The organism is Streptomyces flavovariabilis (assembly GCF_000725785.1).
Classification (GTDB): Bacteria; Actinomycetota; Actinomycetes; order Streptomycetales; family Streptomycetaceae; genus Streptomyces; species Streptomyces hawaiiensis.
The window spans coordinates 190755-215695 of sequence record NZ_JNXD01000027.1; the positions used below are offsets into that span (position 1 = coordinate 190755).

20 protein-coding genes and 4 pseudogenes are annotated in these 24941 nt (G+C 69.4%); 12 read left to right on the forward strand and 12 right to left on the reverse strand.

Annotated elements, in window-relative coordinates; genetic code table 11:
* Positions 1-34 precede the first annotated feature (34 nt).
* From IO24_RS0135255 to IO24_RS0135280, 5 genes are all read right to left on the reverse strand, one after another.
* Positions 35-376 (reverse strand): transglycosylase family protein, encoded by a 342-nt coding sequence (locus tag IO24_RS0135255; protein ID WP_420823243.1) that lies wholly within the window; start codon positions 374-376, stop codon positions 35-37.
* A 1206-nt stretch (positions 377-1582) separates the two neighbouring features.
* Positions 1583-2197: a GTP-binding protein gene (locus tag IO24_RS0135265; RefSeq protein ID WP_037669257.1), complete on the reverse strand. Its 615-nt coding sequence runs from the start codon at positions 2195-2197 to the stop codon at positions 1583-1585.
* Positions 2145-2588 (reverse strand): DUF742 domain-containing protein, encoded by a 444-nt coding sequence (locus IO24_RS0135270; protein ID WP_031143126.1) that lies wholly within the window; start codon positions 2586-2588, stop codon positions 2145-2147. The genes IO24_RS0135265 and IO24_RS0135270 overlap by 53 nt, the downstream gene beginning before the upstream one ends.
* Before the next feature lie 49 nt (positions 2589-2637).
* On the reverse strand, positions 2638-3114 hold the full coding sequence (locus IO24_RS0135275) for a roadblock/LC7 domain-containing protein (RefSeq protein WP_031143128.1): 477 nt from the start codon (positions 3112-3114) through the stop codon (positions 2638-2640).
* On the reverse strand, positions 3095-5473 hold the full coding sequence (locus IO24_RS0135280; RefSeq protein ID WP_037669259.1) for an ATP-binding protein: 2379 nt from the start codon (positions 5471-5473) through the stop codon (positions 3095-3097). The genes IO24_RS0135275 and IO24_RS0135280 overlap by 20 nt, the downstream gene beginning before the upstream one ends.
* Before the next feature lie 121 nt (positions 5474-5594).
* On the opposite strand from IO24_RS0135280, the gene IO24_RS46840 reads away from it, so the two are divergent.
* Both IO24_RS46840 and IO24_RS0135285 read left to right on the forward strand, forming a co-directional pair.
* Positions 5595-5780, forward strand: coding sequence for a hypothetical protein (locus IO24_RS46840; RefSeq protein WP_234335345.1), 186 nt, complete (start codon positions 5595-5597; stop codon positions 5778-5780).
* A gap of 334 nt (positions 5781-6114) precedes the next feature.
* Positions 6115-7275, forward strand: coding sequence for a substrate-binding domain-containing protein (locus tag IO24_RS0135285; RefSeq protein ID WP_031143132.1), 1161 nt, complete (start codon positions 6115-6117; stop codon positions 7273-7275).
* Positions 7276-7732: 457 nt separating this feature from the next.
* Here the strand turns inward: IO24_RS0135285 and IO24_RS0135290 are convergent, their stop codons facing one another.
* On the reverse strand, positions 7733-8668 hold the full coding sequence (locus IO24_RS0135290; protein WP_199808881.1) for a D-alanyl-D-alanine carboxypeptidase family protein: 936 nt from the start codon (positions 8666-8668) through the stop codon (positions 7733-7735).
* Positions 8669-9372: 704 nt separating this feature from the next.
* Here IO24_RS0135290 and IO24_RS42250 point away from each other — a divergent pair.
* Both IO24_RS42250 and IO24_RS0135300 read left to right on the forward strand, forming a co-directional pair.
* The gene (locus IO24_RS42250; protein WP_234335344.1) at positions 9373-9798 is read left to right on the forward strand and encodes a transposase; all 426 of its coding nucleotides are present in this window, start codon (positions 9373-9375) and stop codon (positions 9796-9798) included.
* 176 nt (positions 9799-9974) lie between these two features.
* Entirely contained in the window at positions 9975-11447 is a 1473-nt protein-coding gene (locus IO24_RS0135300; RefSeq protein ID WP_078899487.1) for a flavin-containing monooxygenase, read from the forward strand.
* Between the two features lie 212 nt (positions 11448-11659).
* Here IO24_RS0135300 and IO24_RS45340 read toward each other — a convergent pair whose 3' ends face one another.
* A complete protein-coding gene (locus IO24_RS45340; protein WP_157851309.1) occupies positions 11660-11797 on the reverse strand; it encodes a hypothetical protein in 138 nt (45 codons plus the stop codon).
* Between the two features lie 283 nt (positions 11798-12080).
* Positions 12081-12883, reverse strand: a pseudogene (locus IO24_RS41265) (FAD-dependent monooxygenase); the annotation flags it as partial.
* A 72-nt stretch (positions 12884-12955) separates the two neighbouring features.
* Here IO24_RS41265 and IO24_RS0135315 point away from each other — a divergent pair.
* On the forward strand, positions 12956-13513 hold the full coding sequence (locus IO24_RS0135315) for a TetR/AcrR family transcriptional regulator (protein ID WP_031143137.1): 558 nt from the start codon (positions 12956-12958) through the stop codon (positions 13511-13513).
* 146 nt (positions 13514-13659) lie between these two features.
* Here IO24_RS0135315 and IO24_RS0135320 read toward each other — a convergent pair whose 3' ends face one another.
* Together IO24_RS0135320 and IO24_RS0135325 are read right to left on the reverse strand one after the other, a co-directional pair.
* Positions 13660-14610 carry a transposase family protein gene (locus IO24_RS0135320; RefSeq protein WP_234335343.1) on the reverse strand — a complete coding sequence of 317 codons (951 nt, stop codon included), beginning with the start codon at positions 14608-14610 and terminating at the stop codon, positions 13660-13662.
* 86 nt (positions 14611-14696) lie between these two features.
* Positions 14697-15548: a GNAT family N-acetyltransferase gene (locus IO24_RS0135325; protein WP_031143148.1), complete on the reverse strand. Its 852-nt coding sequence runs from the start codon at positions 15546-15548 to the stop codon at positions 14697-14699.
* Between the two features lie 815 nt (positions 15549-16363).
* Between IO24_RS0135325 and IO24_RS0135330 the strand changes: the two are divergent.
* The 7 genes and pseudogenes from IO24_RS0135330 to IO24_RS0135355 form a co-directional block, all read left to right on the forward strand.
* Positions 16364-16855, forward strand: a pseudogene (locus IO24_RS0135330) (fumarylacetoacetate hydrolase family protein); the annotation flags it as partial.
* A 73-nt stretch (positions 16856-16928) separates the two neighbouring features.
* Positions 16929-17693, forward strand: coding sequence for a CoA transferase subunit A (locus tag IO24_RS0135335; protein ID WP_031143152.1), 765 nt, complete (start codon positions 16929-16931; stop codon positions 17691-17693).
* Positions 17693-18343: a CoA transferase subunit B gene (locus IO24_RS0135340; RefSeq protein WP_031143154.1), complete on the forward strand. Its 651-nt coding sequence runs from the start codon at positions 17693-17695 to the stop codon at positions 18341-18343. The genes IO24_RS0135335 and IO24_RS0135340 overlap by 1 nt, the downstream gene beginning before the upstream one ends.
* Before the next feature lie 902 nt (positions 18344-19245).
* Positions 19246-19602: pseudogene (locus IO24_RS47465) on the forward strand (ThuA domain-containing protein); the annotation flags it as partial.
* 74 nt (positions 19603-19676) lie between these two features.
* Complete coding sequence (locus IO24_RS47470) at positions 19677-19979, forward strand: ThuA domain-containing protein (protein ID WP_338055605.1); 303 nt, start codon at positions 19677-19679, stop codon at positions 19977-19979.
* Positions 19964-21106 (forward strand): Gfo/Idh/MocA family protein, encoded by a 1143-nt coding sequence (locus IO24_RS0135350; protein ID WP_031143156.1) that lies wholly within the window; start codon positions 19964-19966, stop codon positions 21104-21106. The genes IO24_RS47470 and IO24_RS0135350 overlap by 16 nt, the downstream gene beginning before the upstream one ends.
* Positions 21107-21133: 27 nt before the next feature.
* On the forward strand, positions 21134-23266 hold the full coding sequence (locus tag IO24_RS0135355; RefSeq protein WP_031143158.1) for an alpha-galactosidase: 2133 nt from the start codon (positions 21134-21136) through the stop codon (positions 23264-23266).
* 93 nt (positions 23267-23359) lie between these two features.
* On the opposite strand, the gene IO24_RS42255 is transcribed toward IO24_RS0135355, so the two are convergent.
* Positions 23360-24436 (reverse strand): glycoside hydrolase family 31 protein, encoded by a 1077-nt coding sequence (locus IO24_RS42255; protein WP_341866251.1) that lies wholly within the window; start codon positions 24434-24436, stop codon positions 23360-23362.
* Positions 24393-24928 (reverse strand): annotated as a pseudogene (locus IO24_RS43725) (TIM-barrel domain-containing protein). The gene IO24_RS42255 and the pseudogene IO24_RS43725 overlap by 44 nt, the downstream one beginning before the upstream one ends.
* Between the last annotated feature and the right edge of the window lie 13 nt (positions 24929-24941).

The following is a 24941-nucleotide window of genomic DNA, read 5'->3' on the forward strand; positions in this document are numbered from 1 at the left end:
ACGAGGGGGATGGACAGGTGTCGGTTCTCTTCACTCACGCGCAGGACCATGCGGACATACCCTGCAGGGCGGCCAGGCGCTTGGCCACGGTGATCTGTTCTTCGCGGGTGGCCAGGTCGGCACGCGGGGCGAATTTCAGTCCGCCGGCGGCAACCCAGCTCGAGTGGGTGAACTGCAGACCGCCGTAGTGGCCGTTGCCGGTGTTCGCCTTCCAGTTGCCGCTGGACTCGCACGCAGCGATGGCGTCCCAGTCAGGCCCGAACTGACCAGCCGGCAGGGCCTCCGCTCTCGTGGCAACGCCTAGTATCAGGGCGGTCGCCAGTAGCACGAGTGCCGGACTCCCCCTACGACGGCGGCAGTCGCGAGTATTGATCATTTCAGTATTCTGCGATGAGATCATATGCAGACCGTTGCACCGCGTTACGTAAGTGGCGAATCGAGAACGAGGATCTCTACGCCAAAAGGCTGCACCCGGCGTCGAGGGAAGCGAACCGTGCTCCGCGGCGGATATCGCCGGGGCGCTCGGCCTCTGCCGACTCGGACTCGCCCTGTACCTGCGGCCGGAGTGACGGCTCGGGTTGTCGAGGCCTCGGCGCCGGAGCAGGCGTCCTACACGGAGAGCTTCAGGCTTTGGAATCAGCCGTCTCGTCCGGAACTCGCGTTGCCTGCCCACCTGGCCCGCGCCCGGCGAAGCGCATGGCGACGCCCCAGCCAGGTACAAGGTGGCGACGACCAGCAAGATGGCCTGCCACCCCGTCACAAGGGCCAGTTGCTCGGGCGCGCCCCCGGTCAGCGCGCCCAGCAGGTCCCGGACCATTCCCGGGCCAACGACTCCAACGAGCCACACCTGGCCACTATCTATACAGGTCAGCGACGTGTCACATCTGTACCGCCAGCAGACGAAGAATCTGCTGGGACGAACGCGCACGACGCCCGGGCGCAGCGCCTTGCCCGTGCCCACGGCGGCTGAGCGGCAAGACCGGGCTCGGTCTCTCAGTCCGGTCACCTACCACGCAAGGACTCTGAGCCAAGCACCCCCCAGATGCCCGAGTTCGACGATAGGTAGTCAGCACCAAGTCAGCACGGGAGTCAGCACCGCACCATCAAATCACCCTGAACTACGCGTCCCGGACGGAGCTCGTTTCGACCGACATCGAGCCCCTGAACCGCCTTTCCACGAGTCGGCATGGTGGCCACACGCATAGCCAACCCTGTCGCCCCGCCACATGTCCCCGCCAACCGCTTGGAAGTGGTACCGATGACCTCCCCCGCGACCGCTCCCCCACCCCCCGCCAGCCTCAAACGCATCGTCACCGCCAGCCTCATCGGCACCACCATCGAGTGGTACGACAACTCATTCGATCGAGGCTAGGACCTGCGGTTTTCTATGATTCCGGCCCTCGCAGTCAGCACGGACCAGCACGGGGTTCGTGGCGTGCTGATTCGGTGCTGGCCGAGTCACTCCCCACCGTACGGTGGGGAGTCCAGCGGTGCGCGGAGCACAGGACCGGTAGGTCACCGTCATGGTGATAGCCGTGGCGTACGTGGTCGCCATCCACAACTCCACCGGGCGCGTTCACGTTCAGGGCGCCACGGCGGCTTCGGCCCGGGCCAGGGCGACTTCCAATACGACCAGCAGCGCATCGCGGACCGAGCCCGTCTTCCGTGCGTCGAAGATGATCAGCGGAACGTGCTCGGCGATGTCCAGTGCCCACCGCACCTCGTCGAGGTCGTGCTCGACCTCCCCGTCGAAGGCGTTGACGGCGACCGCGAAAGGGACGTCCTTGTGCTCGAAGTAGTCCACCGCCGCGTAGCAGTCGTCCAGTCGGCGGGTGTCCACGATCACCAGACCGCCGAGGGCGCCCTCCACCAGGTCGTCCCACATGAAGCCGAACCGGTCCTGGCCCGGGGTGCCGAACAGGTACAGCTTGAGCGTCGGGTCGATGGTGATGCAGCCGAAGTCCATGGCGACCGTGGTGGTGGTCTTGCCCGGAGTGTGCGTGAGATCGTCCACTCCTGCCGCGACCTCGGTGATCGCGGCCTCCGTGGTGAGCGGCCGTATCTCGGAGATCGAGCCCACGGTCGTGGTCTTGCCGACACCGAAGCCTCCGGCGATGACCAGTTTGACCGGCGTCGGCGGCTGTTCAACTGGTGTCACGGAGTGTCCCCCGTGAGTCGGGGACGGCACGAAGACCATCGATAACCCTTCGCAGTACGGAGAGATCCTGGGCGGTCCCGGCGTACGGCCGGTGGATCGCCAGATGCCCTGCGGCACGCAAATCTTCGGCCAGCACGCGGACCACGTTGAGGTGCAGTCGCAGCCCGGCGGCCAGCTCCGCCACCGACTGCGGCCGCCGGCAGGCCGCGATGATGTCGTGATGTTCGAAGGTGAGCGCGTGCAGGACGGAGAGCCCGGCCGAGGTCGACACGACTTGGGTCTCGACAGGGATCGGCAACGTCGCGCCGCCCCCCGACACCCGGCCTGCGGTCAGCAGGAACGGCCGGATCGCGGGGGCGCGGCCGGCGGCCGGGTCCGGCGAGCTCCCGGCGTGCCCCGCTGCGTCGTGTGGTGGTCCGCCGACGGCCATCACGATCCCTTTCCGAAGTGCCTGTACCCGTGCCCCGGGCGGGGGACGGTCAGCCGGCCGGGGCCGCGCCGACACTGTTCTTCAGCTCCAGCACCAGCTGGGGGGTGAGCGCGGCCCCGGCCCGGTTGGCGAAGAGGGTCATCTCGTAGGCGATGTTGCCCAGCTTCGCCTCCTTGGAGGTCACCACTCCCAGGACGGCGCCGCAGCCGATGGCCGACACCAGCACATGGCCGCCCTCCAGATCGATGATGACCTTGTTGAGGCTGCCGAGCCCATAGTTGCCGGAGGCTCCCGCGGCAAGACTCGTCAGGCCGGACACGATCGCGGCGAGCCGCTCGGAGTCGGCGTGTTCGCGCAGCTGGGAGACGGCGATCAGCAGGCCGTCGGACGACACGGCGATGGCGTCGACCACACCGGCGGTCTCCGTGGCGAACCGGTCGAGCAGCCAGGTGAAATCGGCCGCGGCGGCTCGCAGATCGGTGGGTTCCGGCCGCTCGGAATTGCTGTCAGCTGTCGACGTGGTCACTGCCGGACTCCTTCTGGGATTGCTGGTGGTGCGATGGTGCTGGTTTCGTCCGGGCGTGAGCACTGTCCTGCTCTGCCCTGCGTACGGCTGCCTCGAACTCGTCGAGCTCCGAGCGGACGGCCTCGGCGTCGGCGGGCTGCCGCACCGTCGGCGCCCCCCGGTCCGCCCGCGAAGAGGTCATGGCGAGTGTCGCGCCCCGGACCCGCCGCCGCAGCGGCCGTGAGTCCTCCGCGGCACGCTGTTCGCCCGATGCGGCCGTCCGCTCCCCGCCGGCGTCCTCGACGGTCCGTTCCGCGGTGGTCGGTCCCGCGCCGGTGCGCGCCGGGAGGCGCCGGGGAAGCGCCTCGTGCGACGAGGGGGCCGCCGACCGCTCGGTGACACCGGTGGCAAAGACCGGTACGTGCGACGGCGCGGGCGCGGCGGTCTCCTGCCCGGTCCTCACCGGGAACGCCGTTACGGCTCCGATCGGGCCCGTGTCCACGGGCGGCTCGGGGTCCTCGGGACTCATGGTCAGCAGGAGCGAGGCGGGGATCCAGACGGTTGCGGTGACCCCGCCGCCCGGCGTACGGCTCAGCGACACGCGCACACCCCACCGCCGGGCAAGACTGCCGACCGCGAAGAGGCCGAGCACCCTGGTCGGCACGAGGTCGAGCCGTTCCCGGCGCACGAGCCGGGCGTTCTCCTCGGCGAGGCGCTCCGCGCTCATGCCAAGGCCGTGGTCGATGACCTCGATCAGCGCCCCGCCGTCCTCGGTGACGTCGGTCCCGGGGCGGACGGCCACCTCGACCGGCGTGTGGGAGGGCGAGAACGCGACCGCGTTCTCCAGCAGTTCGGCGAGCATCAGCGTCAGGTCACCGACGATGTCGGGCGCGACGGTGACCTCTGTCTCGGGCCGCAGAAACACCCGTTGGTAGCCCTCGATCTGGCCGAGCGACGCCCTGATGACGTTTGCCAGGGGGGTCGGCCGGGCCTCGACGCCGGTGTCCCGGATTCCGGCCAGCAGCATCAGGCTGTCGGCGTTGCGCTGGAGGCGTACGGCGATGTGGTCGATGCTGTACAGCCGTTCGAGCAGTTCGGGGTCGGTTTCCTCGCGTTCGACGGCGTCGATCAGCATGAGCTGACGTGTCGTCAGGTTGCTTACCCGCCGACCGACGTTGCCGAACATCTCGGCGACGTTGCGCCGGCTGAGCACCTGCCGCTCCAGCAGTTGGGCGGCGGTGACCTGAACCTGGTTGAACGCCTCGGCCAGTTCGCCGATCTCGTCACGGACCGGGACCGGGATCGACCTCGGTCGCAGGGGGGTGCTGTCGGCGGACTCGTCGTCGGAAACGCGGGCGAGCTCCTCGCCCGCCACGTCGACCACCTCCTGGGCGGAGCGGGTCAGGGCCTCCAAGGGGCGCACGACCGAACGCCGGATCAGGACACAGAAGGTCAGCCAGGTGGCGAAGCCGAGCAGGGTCAGACCAAGCAGGTAGACGGCGTTCCGCAGGGCCTCCGCGGAGACGGCGTCGGCCTGGTCGGCGGTCTGCTCGATCAGCGACCTGGTGATGGCGAGTCGGGCTTCGGACTGCCGGGCCCCATCGGCGATCACCTTGCGCAGCTGCGTCGACGTCTGGCCCTGCAGTGCCCCGGGATCGATCTGGAGCTCCGCGAACCGGGCTTCGACACCATACTGTTCGGCACTGCGCCGCATGCCGTCCATGCGCAGGACCTGCGCCGGTGTGGCGATGAGCTCGAACCGGTCCAGCTGGTGGTCGTAGAGCTTGCGAGCGCCGACCGCCCGGCTGTACTCGGTGAGGGCGTTGGCGTCCCTGGTCTGGGCGGAGAACACGGCACTCTCGAAGGCCGCGTGGGACGCGTCGGCGCGCAGCACCGTGTCCAGGAGTGCCACGACCGAGGACGACGAGGTGCCGGAGTAGCCTCCCAGGCCGATGCCGTCGATCAGGTACTCGACCGCGGAGGCGTACGCGGGGTCGATGTTGGCGGCGGGGACATAGCCCCGTTCGAGCTTCTCGCGCAGGACACCGAGGCCGCGGATGTAGTCGAACGCCTGCGCCTCCTCAGGCGGAAGGCCGGAGGCGAACGCCGAACGCACGGCGGCGACCTGCGCGTCGGTGCTCCGCTGCGCCCGACGGTAGTCGGTGGTCGGCGGCAGTGGGGCTCCGGGGCGGGCCGAGTCGTACTGCACGGAGAGCAGGAGCGCCTGCCGGTGCTCGGCCTGTACCTCGTTGATGAGCCGCGCGACCTGTTCACTGTCGCGCACCAGATCCGCGATCCGGTCGGCGTCCCGGGCCTGCTGTACCTGGCCGTATGCGCCGACGCCGAGCAGTACGCCGACGACCGCGATGGGCGCGATCACCAGTACGTTGAGCTTACGCCGGAAGGGCCACCGGTCGAGAACGGTCGCCGCCTTGCGACGAAACCGCGGAGTCCGGCGGGCATGCCTGGGCGGGTCCGGTGCGTGCGGCGGGTTCCCTGTGATGGCGGACACCCGGGCCTCCTTCGACGTGCTGCTGAGCGGTGACGGGGATGTCGTGTTCACGGACCGCCGACCGGCCGGCACCGGACGTGACACTTTCGCGGCCTTCATCGCTGATAGGAACGAAGAGATCGGGCCAGGTGTCTGGAACCAGCTGGGCGAGAGTATCGTCTTTACCATGACATGACAAAGTTTGGGTCATAAAAAATCAATGCCAGAATGTTTGCGAAGTATCTCCCGAGTGCAACGCTTCGCCCGCTGAGGCGCTCGTCGTACTGCACACCACTGATCGATCCACGGTGCTCAGTGCGGACGTTGACGCGGACCGACCAGTCGAACGCGCCTCTCGGCTCGGGCACACGCTGCCTGCCCGAGCCACCGCCGGGCATCGCCGCCCGCCGGCCTCTCCTCCCGTCGCCCGCCTGATCGTCACGACTGTGGCCACGCGCGGGAACCGTCACCGGCCCATGCCTCACCTCCCCACCCAGCCCCGCCCCCTCTCGCACCGTGTTGGAGACCCCGTGCACCCCATCCGCAAGGCGGCCGTGACGGCCACCGCACTCCTGGCCTCGACCGCCATCACCCTCACCACCGGATGCGAGAGCGGTTCCACCACCGAAGGATCCGTCGCCGCGTCCCCCAGCGGCTCGTCCAGCCCCGGCTGCCCCACCGCCCTCGCCGAGGCCAAGCAGGCCGTCAAGACGGCCGAGGACGTCAACGCCCCCTGGTCCGGGCCGACCAGCGGGCCCCGAGCCGTCCCCGACAAGACCATCGTCTACATCGCCCAGACCCTGACCAACCCCGGCGTGGCGGGCGTCGCCAAGGGCGTCCAGGAAGCCGCAGGCATCATCGACTGGCGCGTCCGCACCCTCAACGGCCAGGGCACGCCCGCCGGAATCAAGGCCGCCTTCGCCGAGGCCCTGGCCCTCAAACCCGACGGCATCGTCATCGGCGGCTTCGATCCCACCTCCATCGCCGCACAGGTCGAGCAGGCGAACGCTGACGGCATCCCGCTGATCGGCTGGCACGCCGTCGCGGCTCCCGGCCCCAGCGAGAACCCGAAGCTGTTCAGCAACATCACCACCAGGGTCGAGGAAGTCGCGAAGATCAGCGCCGATTGGATCATCGCCCGGTCCAACGGTCGCGCGGGCGTAGTCCTGTTCACCGACGCCTCGATCCCCTTCGCCAAGCGCAAGTCAGATCTGATCAAGAAGGAACTCGCCACCTGCTCCGGCGTCAAACTGCTGAGCTACGAGAACATCCCCATCCCGCAGGCGGGCAGCCTCACCACCAAGCGGATCTCCTCCCTGGCCTCCCGCTTCGGCGACAGGTGGACCCATTCCGCCGCCATCAACGACCTGTACTACGACCACGCGGGCCCCGCCCTGCGTGCCGCAGGCAGGCAGGGCGACGGCGCCCCGTTCAACATCGGGGCCGGTGACGGCGACCCCTCGGCCTTCCAGCGCATCAACAGCAAGGAGTTCCAGGCGGCCACCGTGCCAGAACCGCTGTCCGAACAGGGCTGGCAGATCATCGACGAGTTCAACCGTTCCTTCGCCGGCAAGTCGGCCAGCGGATACGTCGCCCCCGTCCACGTCACCACCGCCGCCACCAGCGGCGGCGCTCTGTCCTGGGACTCGGAGGGCTACCGCGAGTCCTACCGCAGGATCTGGGAGAAGTAGACAAGTAGCAGACCGGCGACCGGGTGGACCCGTTCACCGTGGGGCCGGCCGCGGTTTGCACTGCCGGGCACTGGGCCAGGACGTGCAGGAACGCTACGCGCGGCGCCGTTTCGTACGAGCACGCCTTCCAGTCGCACGCCGGCGCGGCCTGCCGGCGACCTCACCCGCTGGATGAAGGTTCCCGGGCGCCCGGGCATGGTCCGGGTCGGTCTCCGAAACCAGGACCCGGGCCATTCCCGTGCCAGAACCGGGGTGACGCACCCTCCAGCACCAAAGTCGCGCAGGACGAGGACGTGACCAGCACGTCGTGGTACGGGCCATCTCGAGGGCGCCAGTGTGGTGGCGGCGGGGACAGGTGTGAACCTGCGGCCTGGAGTGTGAGCCCAACGAGCTACCGAGGGTGCTCCTGCCCGCGCCCGTACACACCAGCGTTCATTCGAGTGCGCGTCAGCCCAGGTCAGTCCCTCTGCGCGCCCTTCGGCAAGGTGCGCAGCTGCATGGTGCTCGCCGAGCTGGTGCCGAAGGCGTAGTCCAGCAACTTGGCGGCGTCTGTATAGCGGTACTGGTCGTTGAGGAGCACGCCGATGACCGTCTTCTCGTTGCGGGTCGCGGCGAAGACGAGGCAGGGGCCGGACGGCGTGTTGGTGCCCGTCTTCACCCCGATCGCGCCGCTGTATGAGCCCAGCAACCGGTTCGTGTTGTACCAGGTGTACGTGCGGGTGCCGCCGGTGCTGGTCGTCGCGTACTGCACGGTCTTCGGATTCTTCACGATGCCCGCGAACGTCGAGTACTTCATCGCGCTGCGCGCGAGCTTGGCGAGGTCGCGCGGCGTCGTGTAGTTCGTGTTCTGCGTCGAGTTGCCGTCGAACGAGTCGAAGTGCGTGTTGGTCAGGCCGAGGGTGTCCGCCTTGGCGTTCATCTTGCTGATGAACGACTTGGTCCGCGCCGAGACGGTCGTACCGGTGCCGAAGGTGTCCGCGAGGGCCATCGCGGCGTCGCAGCCGGACGGCAGCAGCATCGCATGGAGCAACTGGCGGATGGTGACCTTGTCGCCGGTCTTGAGATCCGCGGTGCTCGCGCCCTTGGCAGTGACGTAGTCCCGGTAAGCCTGCTTGATGGTGACCTTCCGGTCGAGGTTCAGGTCGGGGGTGCTCAGCACGACACGAGCCGTCATGATCTTGGTGGTGCTCGCCATGGGCCGCTTGGTGTCGGCGTACTTGCTGTAGAGCGTGGAGCCCGTCGCGCTGTTGAGCATGAACGCGCCCTTGGCGCTGACCGAGGGCGCGGTCGCCGCCTGCGCGGGCGCGGTCAGAGCGCCGCCCGCGAGCAGCGCGCCGGCGCCGGCGACAGCTGCGGCTCTGCGGATACGTACGCCCTTGATGCCGGTTATCACTATGAACGCTCCGAGTATGCCAAATGCCAGATGACATGTGCGAAATGAAGCGGGGGGAGGCTTCAGGGACACTCACGGGGAACACCGAGGGTTGCACTGCGAGCGGAAGTAATTCAGGGGGACCTGCGAGCCGCCGCTGCGGCAGAGGCCACCCGGATACAGGTGGACGCGTCCCGGATCAGCGTGCTGAGCGCGCGGCCCCCCCGACGAGGCGGTCGGCGTCGCCGCACGGTTGAACGTGGACCGCATGCCGACGGCGGAGCGGCGCGCGCGGGTGTCGACCGAAGTCGACCGCCATGCAGTACGCGCGGCCCGGAGCGCAGGAGTGACCGCTGGAACGTCAGAAGGCCCTCGGCACGGCGACACTGGCGCAGGTTCTCGGGGAAGCCGACCAGCCGCTCGCCGTTCTCACGGTGAAACGGGTGCTTGATCAGCGCGTTCAGACTCGTGCACGGTTGGCCGTGGCTCGGCGCTCAGGTGGCTCGTTGAACTGCGCATGATGGGGGCTGGGGCGCGTGAGTTGATCGTGGCGGAGTACCGGGTCACTGGGCTGTCGCCGGATGTGATCGCTGAACTCGTCGCTGATGTGGGGCCGTTGTGGCACGAGCAGCATGAGGCTCGGTTGACGGCTCGGCTGCGGCGGCGGGCTGTAGGAGCCGGGGCGAAGCACAAGTTCGTCTTCGTCGACCGGGCTGGCCATCCTGGTGAGTCTGCGCCATGGCACCACGCATGACGTGCTGGCCTGCTGGTTCGGCGTGGACCGCTCCACCATCACCCGCGCCATCGGCGAGGTGCGGCCCCTGCTCGCGCAGCGGGGCTGCACCGTCGCACCGGGCATCCGCCTGGGTTCTCTCGCCGAGGTCGTAGAGCACCTGGGCGCCGAGGCTCAGACCGGGATCATTGACGGCACGGAGATCCGCGTGCGACGCCCGGCCGCAGGCCGCAAGGACCGGGACAAGTTCGTCTCCGGCAAGACCAAGCAGAACGCCGTGAAGTCCATGGTCCTCACGGACGCCGAGGGGCGCGTGTTGTTCTGCAGCCCGGCCCGGCCGGGCAGGTGCGCGGACATCACCCAGGCCCGACAGCTCCACCTGGTGGATACGGCGTTCCCGGTTTCTGACGCACCGTGATGCGGGCGGTCGTCCCCGTCTGTGGGCGTTGACCGCGTACGTCGTGTGCTGGGGTGTGGCCGTGCTCGTTCAGCTTCTGATGCCTCAGGTACCGGAGGGCGCCCTGGGCGGGGAGGTCCGCAACCGGGATGATGAGCGAGCTGGACGCGGCGATCGCCCATGGGGAGTGACAGCTGATGAGAGCGTGTGTGGTCGGGGCCGGCCCCGGGGGAATCGTCACCGCCAAGGTGCTGCTGGAGAACGGCTTCGACGTCACGGTCTTCGACAAGTACCAGCAGGTCGGCGGGATCTGGTCCTCAGGGGGCTGCTACGACGGGCTGGCCAACCAGTCCGCGCTCCGCATCTTCGAGTTCGCGGACCTGCCCAACCGCTTGCACTTCGCCAGCGCGGTGGACACGCAACGCTACCTGGAGAACTACGCCGAGATCTTCGGTGTACTGGACCGCGTCCGGCCCGGTACCGAGGTGATCTCCATCCGGCCGGTGGAGGGGCCCGGGCGGGTGGGCGCCTCCGGCTGGTCGGTCGACTCCCGGCCCACCGGGGACAAGGCTGCGGACGTTCATCGCGAGACTTTCGACTATGTCGTTGTCGCCAGTGGGGCTCATCATCATGCCCAACTGCCCGAGTTACCCGGGCGTGAGTCGTTCCGCGGGACCGTGCTGCACTCCAACGAGGTGCGAACCGGGACATTCGCCGGCCGGCGCGTGGTCGTCGTGGGCGGCGGCAAGTCCGCATTGGACTTGATCACCCGCGCCGCACACGAGGCGGCCTCGGCCACGATCGTGCAGCGCAAGGTGAACTGGATGATCCCCGAGCGGTTCCTGCTCGGTCTGGTCAACTACAAGTGGATCCTGTTCACCCGGCTCGGTGAGGCGCTCCTGCCCCGCTATCACGATCCGGCCTGCGTCCGTCCGATCGACCGCATCGACGAGCGGGTCAAGCGGGCTCTGTGGTGGCTCATCACCCGCGACGTGCTGCTTTCCACCGGGCTGTACCGGCTGCCGAGGCAGCTGCGGCCCGCTCACGCGCTCCCCTTCCATCTGGCCCACGCGGGAGTGATGCCGCGCGGCTACGTGCGGGCAGTCCGCCGCGGCCTGATCGCCCCCAAGGTCAGTGCCGTCGAGGCGTATACCGACAAGGGGCTCCGACTGGCGACCGGCGAGGAAGTGGCGGCAGACGTCATCGTGTTCGCCACAGGGCACCACAAAGTCTTCCCGTTCCTGGACTCGAGCGTGCGCGTGCACGATGACGACGGGCGGCTGCGGCTCTACCGAGGCATCGTGCCACCCGGCGCCGACCGGCTCGGGTTCGTCGGTTTCCGGCAGGTCTTCAACAACATCATGGGCGTGGAACTCACCGCGCACTGGCTGACCAGCCATTTCCGGGCGACGCTGCGCACCACCCCGGACGAGCAGGGGATGCGGGAGGCCATCGACGCTTGCCTGGCCTGGCAGGAGCAGGTACTGCCAGGCTCCGGCGGTTACGACTTCGGCCCCTACGACATCCACTGCGCGGACGAACTCCTGCACGACATGGGGTTGCCATCCCGCCGCGCCGGCAACCTGCTGGCCGAATACCTGCTTCCCGGCGGAGTGGCACACCGCTACGCGGGCCTGACTCGATCGAGTTCGGATCCGACGCAGAGTTGAGACTCGCAGGTTCCGGCCTTCACGCGTTGGGGTGAAGCCGGGCAAGCTTGCGGCCGATTTCAAGGCATTTGTCTAGCTCACTCGCAAGCCGATGCGGTCGCGTAGGAGGGCCGGGTCGTCCGGCCCTCCTTTCACACCACCGGACATGCGGGCCCGCGTCGATCGGTTCACCGTGCTGATCTCAACGACAGGGGCGCGGTGGCGCTTGACCCTTAAGGCGCGTCAGGGGCGTCGCGGTCGTCGTGCGGTGTGCGGCGGGTGCCGCGGAGGGCGGTCGCCAGGGTGATGGCCGAGGCTGCCAGGGTCAGGACGGCTGTGCCCAGTTGGAGGACGAGTGTCCGGTGCTGCATGGATGTTCTCCCCTGCGGAGTAGTGAGGAGGGGCCGGCCGGGTCCCGTTGGTGTATGCAGCCTGGAGGGGCCGGGAGATCAGCGGCGTTCTGCCCCGTTCTCTCTGATGGGCGGCCTATGCTGCCGCAGGCAGGTTCCGGGGTGGGCGTGCAGGGACAGAACGCGTGCAGGACGGGAGAGAACACCTTCACGTTCTGTCTCGCTGGGTGGGGAAGGAAGGCAGCGTGGGACGAGGCAGGAGGATCAACCGCTCTGACTGGCCCGAATCTGGGCCGCACCGTGAAGTGCGGAGTTCGCTCACGTCGTGATGCAACACGGCCTCGGGCCGGGTCGCGTCGAGTAGAGCGGGGATCGGGTCGTGCCAGGTGTGGAATCGTCGGCGCAGTTCGGTCAGTGGGTCGGCGAACCGCGTTCCGGCGGGGAGGCTGAGGACGGCGTGCCACTCGGCCTTCCCGTCCAGGAAAGCGATGTGTCCGAACTCCGCGCCTCGGCCCCAGGTCAGCTCGAAGTCGGTACGCAGATCGACCGCGTGCTCGGTGATCGCGCGCATCACCGTCGAGCCGCCGTGGACCGGGCCGGGGTGGTCTGGGAAGAGTTGGCCGCGGACCTTGCTGCCGATACCGTCGGCCGCCACTACCAGATCGGCCTCCAGGGCCGTGGTGCTGTAGCCGACGTGAACTGTCCCCGGGCCGGCCTGCTCGACCGTTGCCGCCTCGGAGTCGATCGCCAGTGACCCGGCGGGCAAGCCCTCGCGTAGCAGTCGGTGCAAGGGGAACGGGGGATGCCCATGATCGGCGTGCCCACCGCCTTCTCCAGTGCCGAGCCGTCCATCCGGGCCAGCCAGCCGCCCCGGGGCGTCCGAGTGCCGCCGCTGTACTGGCCTCGCGACGCGTCCCGAACCGCCCCGCCGACGCCGAGTTCGTCCAGTGCCCGCAGGCCGTTGGCAGCCAATGAAATGCCTGCCCCCGCGTCCTCAAGCATGGACGAACGCTCGAGGACCGTCACGTCCCATCCGATGCGGTGCAGGCCGATTGCGGCGGCTAGCCCGCCTATCCCTCCTCCGACCACCACTGCCGTGTTCCCCATGCCGGAGCCCCCTTCTTCTGCATTTGTAGAAGCCGACTCCATCCTGAGTCTCTACGGGTGTAGAAAGGGGCTATGGCTTCGGATCGGCGCACCCTCCTTGCAGACGCAGCTCTCGACGTCCTCGCCGACGAAGGGATGCGCGGCCTGACCCACCGCGCGGTCGACCGCAGAGCAGCCATGCCGCCCGGCACCACCTCGGCCTACTTCCGCACCCGCGCCGCGCTGCTGACCGGACTCGTCGCCCACCTCGTCCAACTCGACCAGGCGGAACTTCAAACGACGGCCGACGAGCTTCCACCCCTGTGTACCGTCGAGGAACTGGTGGACGGCATGGTGACGCTCACCCGACAGCGACTCACCGGCGAGGGCCGCCGACGCTCGCTCGCCCGCCATGCTTGCGCCGTCGAGAGCGTGCGCGACAAAGAGCTGCGCGAGATCCTCGTGCCCCGCGAGAACGCCGGCCGCGAGGCCGTCCGGCTGTTCCTCGCCAAGCACGGTGTGACCGACGTCGAGAACCGCACTCACACTCTGCTGACCTGCATCGACGGGCTGGTCTTCGACCGACTGGTGAACGGCGGCGAAGTACGGCGTGAGGCCCTCGAAGGACTGGTCGCCGCCGCGCTGCGTTAGCCCCCAGGCGTCCATGGTCCCGCTCGAACCAGCTGGCAGCCTCAGCTGTCTCCGGCGCCTACGAACCTCATTCTGAAACGATCAGTTACGACTTGGTTCGCGATTGAGGTTGAGGCGTGCTGGCTGGCAGTTCGCCTGCTGGTACGTCAGCAGGTGACCGGTCGGGCGAGCACCAGTTCGCTGCTGGTGCGGCGTCGGCTGAGTCGGCGGGCAGCGCGGTCGGCGACCAGGCCGGCGATGGCCGCGTGGGTCTCGCCATAGGACTCGCGCCGTCCGATGTACCGTTGGAGCGGACGCCACTTTTTCTGCTCGCCGATGGCATGCTCGACCCGGATGCGGCGGGAGGACTGGCGGCGGCGGCGCTCGCGCCAGGCGTGCAGGTCACCAAGCGGGGCGTCGCCCTTCGGTTTCTTCGGCGGGGCGCTGACCTGGTCCGGGAAGTCGTTGGCCAGGCCCCGGTAGCCCTCGTCGACCTCGGCCTTGACCTGAGGGTGGAGGCGGAGCAGTTCGGCGATGCCCTCGGTGCGCATGGCGGTCTGGTCGTGCTGGCGCCCGGGCCGATCCGCCCCCGACCACAGCAGGCGACCCTGGTGGTCACTGATGGTGGTGGTCTTGGCTGTGTTCTGCTTCTTCTTGCCGGAGACGAACGCCTTGCAGCCGGGCCTGCCCGCGCGGGGGCGGCGGACCTGTACTTCGGTGCCGTCGATCCGCAGCTCCACGCCCTCGGCGCCGGCGTAGGCGAAGACGTCTGCCAGGGTGCGCAGTCGTAGGCCGGGCCTGTCCGGGACGGCAAAGCCCCGTGCCGCGAGCAGCGGCCGGATCTCGTGCACCGCCCGGGTGATGGTGGGTCGGCTCACTCCGCACCGTTCGGCCAGTACCGCGTGCGGCAATTGCAGGCGCAGGACGACCAGGGTGACCAGCACGCGGTCGGTGAGGACCAGATGGTGGTGCGGCCCGGCTCCGGCTGCCCGCTTGCGCTCGCCTCCTCGCCGCTCGCGCAGCGCGGACTCGCACCGGGCGGTCCAGGGAGTGGCCAACTCCTCGATCAGTCCGCCGAGATGTGCACGGGACAGGCCGCAGAAGGCAGGATGATACAAGGCCGCACGGGCCCAGGCTGACGTCACAATCCGCCCAACCCGTGCGGCCGTCGTTGCGTCACGGGTGGCGGCCTGCCTGCCAGTGGCTACTCGACGGGCTCGGCGATCAGTGCCGTGGCCACGGAGCGGAAGCCGAGCCGGGCGTAGATCCGGGCGACGTCATCGTCGCCCGCGGACAAGAAGATAATCTTGGCACCTCGCGACCGGGCGTCGGCCACCAGCACTGCGGTGACCGCATGCGCAAGACCCCGACGGCGCGCGGTCGGCAAAGTTCCCACCCCGACGATCTCGGTGACCGCGCCGACCGGCTGGTGCTGACCGGCGCACAGCGCCGTGCTGTCCTCCACCGCGGCTGCAACGCACGTCAGGCCGGCCAGGATGCGTGCCGCCGCGCGTTCCACCGATCCGTCATCGACACAGCCGCGCACCGCCTCGCCCAGTTCTGCCAGGCCGGCCGCACCGACACCGGTGCCAGGCTCGGCGAAAGCCAGGTGAGGAACGGCCAGCGCGCTCGGCAGCACGGAATCGCCCGGCTCGACGGTCCGGACCAACACGCCGTCGGCCACCTCGGGCACGGCGGGAGTCGGCACGCCTGGGCCGAGCACCATCAGGGGGTGCTCGTGCACCGTAAGCCCTGCCTGCTCGACCGCGGCCCGCAGCGCGGGCGCGGTCTCGGCGACCCACTCGAAACTCTCCGGGATGCCCAGTTCCCGCTGCCGGGCGCGGACCCGGTTCACATCGGCGGCACTCACCGCTCCGGACCATCCCAGGGCCGGACGTGCATAGAGGGGCCAGCCTTGCCCCTCTCGTATGAACAGGGTCAGCGGCCCGAAGCCTTCGACTCGGGCACCGGAGCGGGGAACCGCGTCGTAGTACTGCTCAAGTTGGTCCAGCAGCTCACGGCGATCAGCAAGATCCACAGACGTCACGCCGAGCATCCAAGCAGGAACTCGGGAACAACTGCCACCGCATTACGTCCTGTCACGGCCAGTTCCTGGGCGAAGCGGCGATCAACTGCCGACAGCGGTATCGCGAACCAAGTCGTTAGTCAGCACCAAACCAGCACGGGAGTCAGCACCCCACCACCAAATCACGCCCGAACAGTGCAACTCGGACAGCGCTCTCGCGGGCTCGATTGGGGCTCTCGTAGGGGCGTCGGCGACGCGGTCATGGTGGTCACACGCACCTCCGTACGCAGAACTATGGTGCCCCACCACATACGCCTCTGACCTGCAAGTTCCTACGGTATGGCGACACGAACACGTCCCCGCCAACCGCCAGGAAGCACGGCCCGTTCCAATGAACTCAGGGACATTGGGGCGTGGTTACACAACGTTGCGAAAGACATCGGCCTACACGCTCCTCGGTGTGGCTCCGTCGGGCGTCGGCAAGGCGGCGGCAATGAGCACGATGCTGGTACGTGAACGCAGTTATGACACGCTCTGGCAAATTGGTCGGCTACGACGTGCTCGACCTTGAGACGGCCACCGGATCGGCTCCGTCAGTACCCAGCTCACCGCGGGTCTCTCCTGCAGCCGATCCCAGCAGTACGCCCTCGAACACGCCGCACAGGAGGCCGCCGACACGGACATAACTGCTACCGCCGAGGATCTCGTTCCACTGGGGACCATCCCCGCGCGTGCGGGGATGGATGCGTGGATGTCCACCGCCCGCGCCCGCGGGGATGGTCCCAGCCAGGCCGTTGCGAGGCAGGGCGCCTAGACCTACCTTGAGTTGCTGGCCAGAACTGCAACACATCCTCGGCTACACGATCCTCAACGACTGGTCCGCCCGCGACCTGCAGGGCCGCGAGATGAAGGTGAAGCTCGGCCCGGCCAAGGGCAAAGACACCGCCACCACCCTCGGCCCCTGGCTCGTCACCGCCGACGAACTGGAACCCCACCGCAACCCGGAAGGCCTCCTCGACCTCGCCCTGACCGTTCAGGTCAACGGCCATAACGTCGGTCAGGATCGACTGGCCAATATGGCCTGGACGTTCGAGGAGATGGCGGCGTACGCCTCCCGCGGCACCTGGATCCGCCCCGGCGACGTCCTGGGCTCCGGAACCTGCGGCAACGGCGGCTGCCTGGCCGAACTCTGGGGCCGCCACAGCATCCTCGAACCACTGCCCCTCGTCCCCGGCGACAGCGTCACCATGACAGTCGAGGGCATCGGCACCATCAGCAACACCGTCGTCGAGGGCGTCGCCCCGGTGCCTCTGCCACCTGCCCGCCGCAGGCAATGACCACCGTGCGATGAGCTCTGGCACCACCCGGTGCCGGATACCGCGTCCGGCACCGGAGAAAGGCATGAACAACGTGGACAAGGTCATGGCCTCGGCCGCCGAGGCGGTCGCCGACATACCGGAAGGGGCGTCGCTGGCGGTGGGCGGCTTCGGGCTGTGCGGCATACCCACCGTGCTCATCGACGCCCTGCACGCCCAGGGCGCCGACGGACTGCGCGTGGTCTCCAACAACTGCGGCGTGGACGGCCAGGGCCTCGGCGTCCTGCTGGCGGCCGGCCGAATCGCCCGAGTGACCGGCTCCTACGTCGGCGAGAACAAGGAGTTCGCCCGCCAGTACCTCGCCGGTGAACTGGAGGTGGAACTCACCCCGCAGGGCACCCTCGCCGAACGGCTGCGCGCCGGCGGCACCGGCATCCCCGCCCTTTACACCCCCGCCGGGATCGGCACCCAGGTAGCCGACGGCGGCCTGCCCTGGCGCTACGGCCCCGACGGCAGCGTCGCGGTGGCCTCCCCGCCCAAGGAGACACGCACCTTCCGCGGCCGGGCGTACGTCCTGGAGGAGGCCATCACCACCGACTTCGCCCTGGTACGGGCCGCCCGCGGCGACCGGCACGGCAACCTCGTCTTCCACCGCAGCGCCGCCAACTTCAATCCCCTCGCGGCCATGGCCGGTCGGACCACCATCGCCGAGGTCGAGGAACTCGTCGAACCCGGCGCCATTGACCCCGACGCCGTCCACCTGCCCGGCATCTACGTCGACCGGGTCGTGGGCCCCGTCCCCGCCGACGACAAGGGCATCGAGAAGCGCACCGTCCGCACGCGTGAGAAGCGGCACTGATGGCCTGGACCCGCGACCAGATGGCAGCCCGCGCCGCCCGCGAACTGCCTGACGGCTCCTACGTCAACCTGGGCATCGGACTGCCCACCCTCATCCCCAACCACCTCCCGCCCGGCGTCCACGTGGTGCTGCACTCGGAGAACGGCATCCTGGGCACCGGCCCGTACCCGTACGACGACGAGGTCGATCCCGACCTGATCAACGCGGGCAAGGAGACCGTCACCGTGCTGCCCGGCGCCGCCTTCTTCGACTCGGCACGGTCCTTCGGGATGATCCGCGGCGGCCGCATCGACGTCGCCGTGTTGGGCGGCATGCAGGTCTCCGCGGCCGGTGACCTCGCCAACTGGACCGTACCCGGCAAGATGATCAAGGGCATGGGCGGCGCAATGGACCTGGTGCACGGCGCCCGCAAGGTCATCGTCCTCATGGAGCACACCGCCAAGGACGGCTCACCGAAGATCGTTGACGAGTGCACGCTCCCGCTGACCGGGCGTGCCTGCGTCCACCGGATCATCACCGACCTCGCCGTCCTCGACATCACGGCCGACGGCCTGTCCCTGGTCGAACTCGCCCCTGAAGTGTCCTTCTCGGACGTCCGCGAGCGCACCGAACCGGAGGTGGGAATGGCGCTCTCCGTCCGCCACAGCTGACCCCCACCAGGAAGAACCCTCCGCATGTGTCCTGTCCTCACCCAACCCCTCCAGCAGGCAGCGGCTCACTCCGGGGCCAGACGGCGCCGCTTCCTCCAGATACTGGGAGGGACCGCGGTCGTGACCCTGACCTCGTCGGCAATGCGCGAGGGAAACGCACGATGCGCCGGTAGCCGACCGAGTCCGCCTCGGCCACTACCTCTTCGCGCCCATCGGTCACCCCGATCACCACGACCCGTTCGAGGCGCTGCCACCACTGTGTGATGTCCTCGCGGATGACAACGGTGCCGACCTCGGTGGTGCCAGTGAGAGGGTCGGCTCGGCGCGACATCGGACGCCTCCGGATGCCACGCGCGCGTGCGCGGCGGCCCGGACGACAGCGCGACGTCCGCGTCCAGCACTCCGTTCCGGAACGCCCTCAGGGGTCAGACGCTCATAGTGCAAGGACCCCTATGAGGGCTTCCAGGATGGCCGTACTGGAAGCCCTCACCGACACCGATGGAGGGGCCTTCCGGACACCACCCGTGGTTTCAGCACCCACCAGCCAACTCCCCCGACGACATCGCTCAAGGTGTTGACGTTATCCACGGGGCTCCTATCATTTTGATGGTCGATGTTTCGATCGTAGTTCGTACTATCGAACACAGCGGAGCGTTCCTCTTTGCGCTCCCCCACCCCCTGACGCACCGACTTCCACACCGCCAACTCCTGGGAGCTCCCCCAGACTTCCTGGCGCCCCCACGGCATCCGCACTCGAGGAGACACCATGGCCACCCACGGAACGTCACGCTCGCATCCACCACGTACCCTGCAACAAAGGCGATTTGAGCTGTCAGGACGAAGAAGCGTGACAGCCCCCTCAGCACCGTGCCCGGCCGCGATCTGGCCCACGCGCTCGCTACATGGCTCGCGCCTGCCGTTACCCAGGCTCCCGTGGACGTGGACCTGACCGATGCCCCCGGGAACGGCCTGTGACGTCTGTCAAGCAGGCCTTGGTAGTCCGCGGGGGCTGGGACGGGCACGTCCCCGTGGCCGCCACCGACCGCTGCGTCACGATACTCAAGGCGGACGGCTACCCAGTGACCGTCTCCGGCACGCTCGACAGCTACCTCGACGAGGAGCTGCTGGCCGCCACGGACCTGGTGGTGCAGTGCTGGACGATGGGCGAGATCACCGGCCCGCAGGCGGAGGGCCTGAGCCAGGCTGTCGGGGCGGGGACCGGCCTGGCCGGCTGGCACGGAGGCATCGTCGACGCGTTCCGCGCCGAGACCCGCTATCAGATGATGACGGGCGGCCAGTTCGTGCACCACGCACGGGAGTTCACGACTTCGACGTGCGCCCCGTCCCGGAAAAGGCCGACCATCCGGTGCCGGCAGGCGGCATCAAGCCGTTCACCGTCACCACCGAGCAGTACTACCTGCACGTGGATCCTGCGATCGAGGTGCTCGCCGTCACCGGGTACGGCCCCGATCCCGACCATCCCGAACTCCTCGGCACGCCGGTGCCGGTCACCTGGACCAGGCACTGGGGCGCGGGCCGGGTGTTCGTCACCGCCCTCGGACACAGCCTCGCCGACCTGGAGGTTCCCGAGGTCGACACGATGATCCGGAGGGGCATGGCATGGGCGACCCGTTGACGGAACGCCCCACAGCCCTGCGGATCGGGCTGGTCGATGCCGGACAGATCAGCGGCGCCTATCTGCGCACCCTCCCCGCGCTGACGCATCTGAGCGTCACGGCTGTCGCCGACCTGGACGCGGCCCGCGCCCGCGCCGTCGCGGCCACCGTCCCCGGCGGCCGCGCCACGACCGTCAAAGAGCTGTGCGCGGCCGGCGACGTCGACCTCGTCCTCAACCTGACCGTCCCCGCCGCCCACGCCGAGGTCGCCCATGCCGCGATCGCCGCGGGCAAGCACGTCTACGGCGAGAAGCCCCTGGCCGCGACCACGGCTGAGGCCCGATCCGTCCTCGACGCGGCCGAAGCGGCGGGGGTACGGGTGGGCTGCGCGCCGGACACCGTCCTGGGCCCGGGCGTGCGGACCGCCCGCGCGGTGCTGGACGCCGGGGAACTCGGCACACCCGTCGCCGCGACCGCCTTCATGACGGTCCCCGGCCCTGAACTCTGGCACCCGGCGCCGGAGTTCTACTACCGGCCGGGCGGCGGCCCGCTGTTCGACCTGGGGCCGTACTACCTCACCGCGCTCGTCACCCTGCTCGGTCCGGTGCGCAAGGTGGTCGGCATGACCTCCGCCTCGCGGTCCGAGCGCACCGTCGGCCACGGTCCGCGCGCGGTCACCACATTCCCGGTGGAGGTGGCCACGCACGTCACCGGCGTTCTGGAGCACGCGAGCGGGGCGCTGTCGACGCTGGTGATGTCGTTCGACGTCTGGGCAGCGGGCCTGCCGCACATCGAGATCTACGGAACGGAAGGCTCGCTGTCCGTCCCCGACCCCAACCATTTCGACGGCCCGGTGCGCCTCTTCCGGGCCGGCGCGGAGACCAAGGACTGGGAGGACGTCCCCGTGCGGGGCGGCTACCCGGGCGCCGAGCGCGGCTACGGCATCGCTGACCTGGCAGCCGCCCACGCCTCCGACACCCCGCACCGCGCGGACGGCTGCCTCGCCTATCACGTCCAGGAGGCCATGGAGGCGCTGCTCGCCGCGGCCGAAGCCGGACAGCCGGTCCACATCACCAGCACCCCCGTGCGGCCCGCTGCCGTACCGGCTCACGCGGGCCGGGCGTTCGCCGCGCACACCAGCCGCTGACACCGAAGAAGCGAAGGAACACTCATCATGATCGACACCCGCGTTCTCCTCGACTGGGGCCACGACGCCCTGCGCCTGATCATCGACGCCGACCAGGACGGCCGTCCGCGACTCCGTCACCTCGGCGCCCCCGACACCGTGCCCAGGCCGGCCGGTTCGAGGGAGTCGCTGCCGCTGGTCGAGGCCGTCGTAGGCGCCCAGGGCCCGGACTCGTCCAGCCGGCGCCTGGTCGACAGTGTCGGCGCACGGCTGCGCTACCTCAGCCACGACGCCCGGCGCGACGGGGACTGGCACCAGCTGACCGTCCGCCTGCACGACCCCGAGACGGACCTCGCCGCTGACGTGGTCTACCGCTCGCCCGACGGCATCCCGGTCCTGCGTGCACACGTGGAGCTGCGCAACGGGGGCAGCAACCCGCTCGACCTGGAGTCGGTCACCTCCCTCGTCCTCGGCGTCCTCACCACGGACCCCGCGCAGCAGGAGACCGCGGACCTGCTGTGGGCGGAGAACGAGTGGATGGACGAGCACCGCTGGCAGCGGCGCCCGTTGCGCCAGGCCGTCCCGCACATCAACGGCCGCGTCCACCAGCCCTACCGCAAGGGGGCCTTCACCATCGCCGGGAAGGGTTCCTGCTCCAGCGGCGGTCACCTGCCGATGGGCGCGCTGAGCGACCGCGAGACGGGGCGGACCTGGCTGTGGCAGCTGGAGATCAACGGCGGCGGCTGGCAATGGGAGTGCGGGGAGAACATGGACACGGGATTCCTGTCCCTGTCCGGCCCCACCAACGTCCGGCACGGCTGGTCGCACCGTCTTGAGCCGGGGGCGAGCTTCACGACCGTCCCCGTGGCCCTCGCCCTCACCGAGACCGGCGGCATCGACGAGGCGTTCGCCGCCCTCACCCGATACCGGCGGGCGATCCGCCGCCCGCACCCCGACCACCAGCACCTTCCCGTCATCTTCAACGACTACATGAACTGCCTGATGGGCGACCCGACCACGGCCCGCCTGCTGCCGCACGTCGACGCCGCCGCCGAGGCGGGCGCCGAGTATTTCGTCATCGACGCCGGCTGGTACGACGACGGGGACGGCGGCTGGTGGACCACCGTCGGCGCGTGGGAGCCCGCCCCCTCCCGCTTTCCCGGCGAGGGCGGCCTGGGGGAGGTCATGGATCGGATACGGGAGCGCGGCATGGTGCCGGGACTGTGGCTGGAACCCGAAGTGGTGGGCGTGCGCAGCCCGGTCGCCACCGCCCTGCCCGACGAGGCGTTCTTCCGCCGCCACGGCGCCCGCGTCAACGCCAACGGCCGCTACCACCTCGACCTGCGCCACCCCGCCGCCCGCGCCCACCTTGACGAGGTGGTGGACCGGCTCGTCGACGGCCTGGGCATCGGCTACTTCAAGCTCGACTACAACGTGGATGCGGGTTCCGGCACCAGCAGTCACCCCGGTGAGGCCCCGGCGGACGGCCTGCTCGGCCACAACCGCGCCTTCCTCGACTGGCTGGACGGCGTGTTGGACCGCCACCCGGGCCTCGTCCTGGAGAGCTGCGCCTCCGGCGGCAAGCGCTCCGATTACGCCCTTCTCTCGCGCGTCCAGCTGCACTCCACCAGCGACCAGCAGAACCTGGAGTTGTACGCCCCGATCGCGGCGGCCGCACCCACCGCGGTCACGCCGGAACAAGGGGCGGTGTGGGCCTACCCGCTGCCCGACGACTCCCTCGACGAGGTCGCCTTCACCATGGCCAGCGCCCTCCTCGGCCGCATCCACCTCTCCGGCCTCCTCCCCGAACTCGCCCCCGATGCCCTCGCGTTGGCGCACGAGGCGGTCGCCGTCCACAAGTCGATCCGCGGTGACCTGGCCACCGCCGTCCCCGCCTGGCCGCTGGGCCTCCCCGGCTGGTACGACCCGTGGGTCGCCCTGGCTCTGCACACACCCGACACCACGTACGTCACCGTGTGGCGCCGTCCCGGTGACGACTCCGACGAGTCGGCCGTTCTCCCGTTCCCGACCCTTCGCGGTGCCCGGGTCGGCGTCGACGTGCTGTACCCCTCCACCACCAAGGCGCAAGCCACGTGGGACCCGAAGGCCGCGACGCTCGACGTCTCCCTCCCGTCGGCCCCTTCGGCGGTGCTGCTCCGTCTCTCCACCCGCCCGGAGTGAACCGACAGAACACATAGCGACGGCTCCGCACCGGGGAAGTGCGGAGCCATTCATTCTCGGTACGGACAGGGGGACGCGGGACAGCGCCCCCGGTCAGGACCGCCGCGACGACGATCGCGACGGTCGCAAGGGAATCCGCAGCTCCTGGCGCTGCTGCTGCTCGGCAGTGAGCCACAACGCCGATGCTTCGGCCCAGCCCCGGCCCGGCTCGACCAGCCGGGCGCGTACAACGCGACGGACCGGGCGCCCGGGGTAGTCGCCCACCGGGCGGCCGACGGTCAAAGTGCCGTCCGCCTCGTCCCAGCGCAGCTCGGTGCGGATGCCGGCGCCCTGCTCGTAGTCCCAGCCGTCGCCTTCGTCCTCGTACAGCACGAACGAGCCGTCCGCGCCCGGGAAGACGAGCACGTCCAGCTCCTCCGGGCCGACGTCGGGGCGGGCGCAGGGGACGACAGAGCCGGCGCGGGCGTAGACGGGCAGCTTCTCCACTGGCGTCGGGGCTTCGATGCGGCGGCCGCCTTCGTGGCGCGTGCCGTCCCACACGTCCACCCAGTCCGTTCCCGAGGGCAGCAGGACACCGAGGGTCTGCGGGGCGTCGCGCACCGGGACCGCACCGAGGCCGAACCACTGCGGCCTCGTCACCGGGCAGGCCATCAGGGCCGGGCCCAACATGAACTGATCCTCCACCCCGGTCACTTGAGGGTCGTGGCCGAAGTCGAAGGCCAGCGGACGGAACATCGTGCTGTCCTCGGAGTGCACCTGCCAGGCGAGGGAGTAGAGGTACGGGACCAGCGCCTTGCGCAGTCGGATGAACCGGACCAGCCTCTCGTACACAGGGTCACCCGGCTCGCCGTAGTGCCAGATCTCGCGCGGCGTGCCGGTGCCGTGCGTGCGCAGCATGGGCAGGAAGGTGGCGTACTGGAACCAGCGCAGGAACAGTTCGCGGTAGCCCAGGTCTTGTGCTCCCGCGTCGAAGTCGCCGCGCAGGAACCACGCCCCGTCCAAGCCGGGGCAGATCTTGCCGGGGAAGAAGGCTCCGACGTCGGTGGTCCAGTACGGCAGGCCGGAGGCGGCGAAGCTCAGCCCCTCGGCGACCTGCCGGCGCAGTGTCTCCCAGGTCGCGACGATGTCACCGGACCAGCTGTACGTGCCGTAGCGCTGCCGGGCCGGGATAGGCGGACCGGGTCAGGTTGAGCACCCGCTTCGGGCTGCCGGTGGCCCGCTGCCCCTCCCAGATTCCGCGGCTGTGCAGGAGGGAGTAGGCGTTACTGCGGTCCGGACCCAGGTAGCGCTCCGCCTCGGTGGTGTTGATGCGCATCCGCTCCTCGGGGGACGGCTCCCTCGCACCGTTCCAGTCGGCCTCGAAGGGTTCCGAGCAGTCGGTCCACCAGGCATCGACGCCTTTGGCCAACAGAGCCGTCTCGGCCTGCTTCCAGTACAGGGCGCGGGCCTCCGGGTCGAAGCGTCGTACGTGGTTCCGTTCGCCAGCATCGCGTCGGCCGCGGCGAGTTCGAGCTGGTCGGTGCCGTCGCCGTGGACGTGCGGCCAGATGGAGACCATCAGTTTGGTGCCGATGTCGTGCAGGCGGCGGCACAGGTCCTCGGGGTCGGGCCAGCGCGCGGGGTCGAGGGACTTCTGTCCCCAGAGGCCGTCCGGCCAGGACATCCAGTCCAGCACG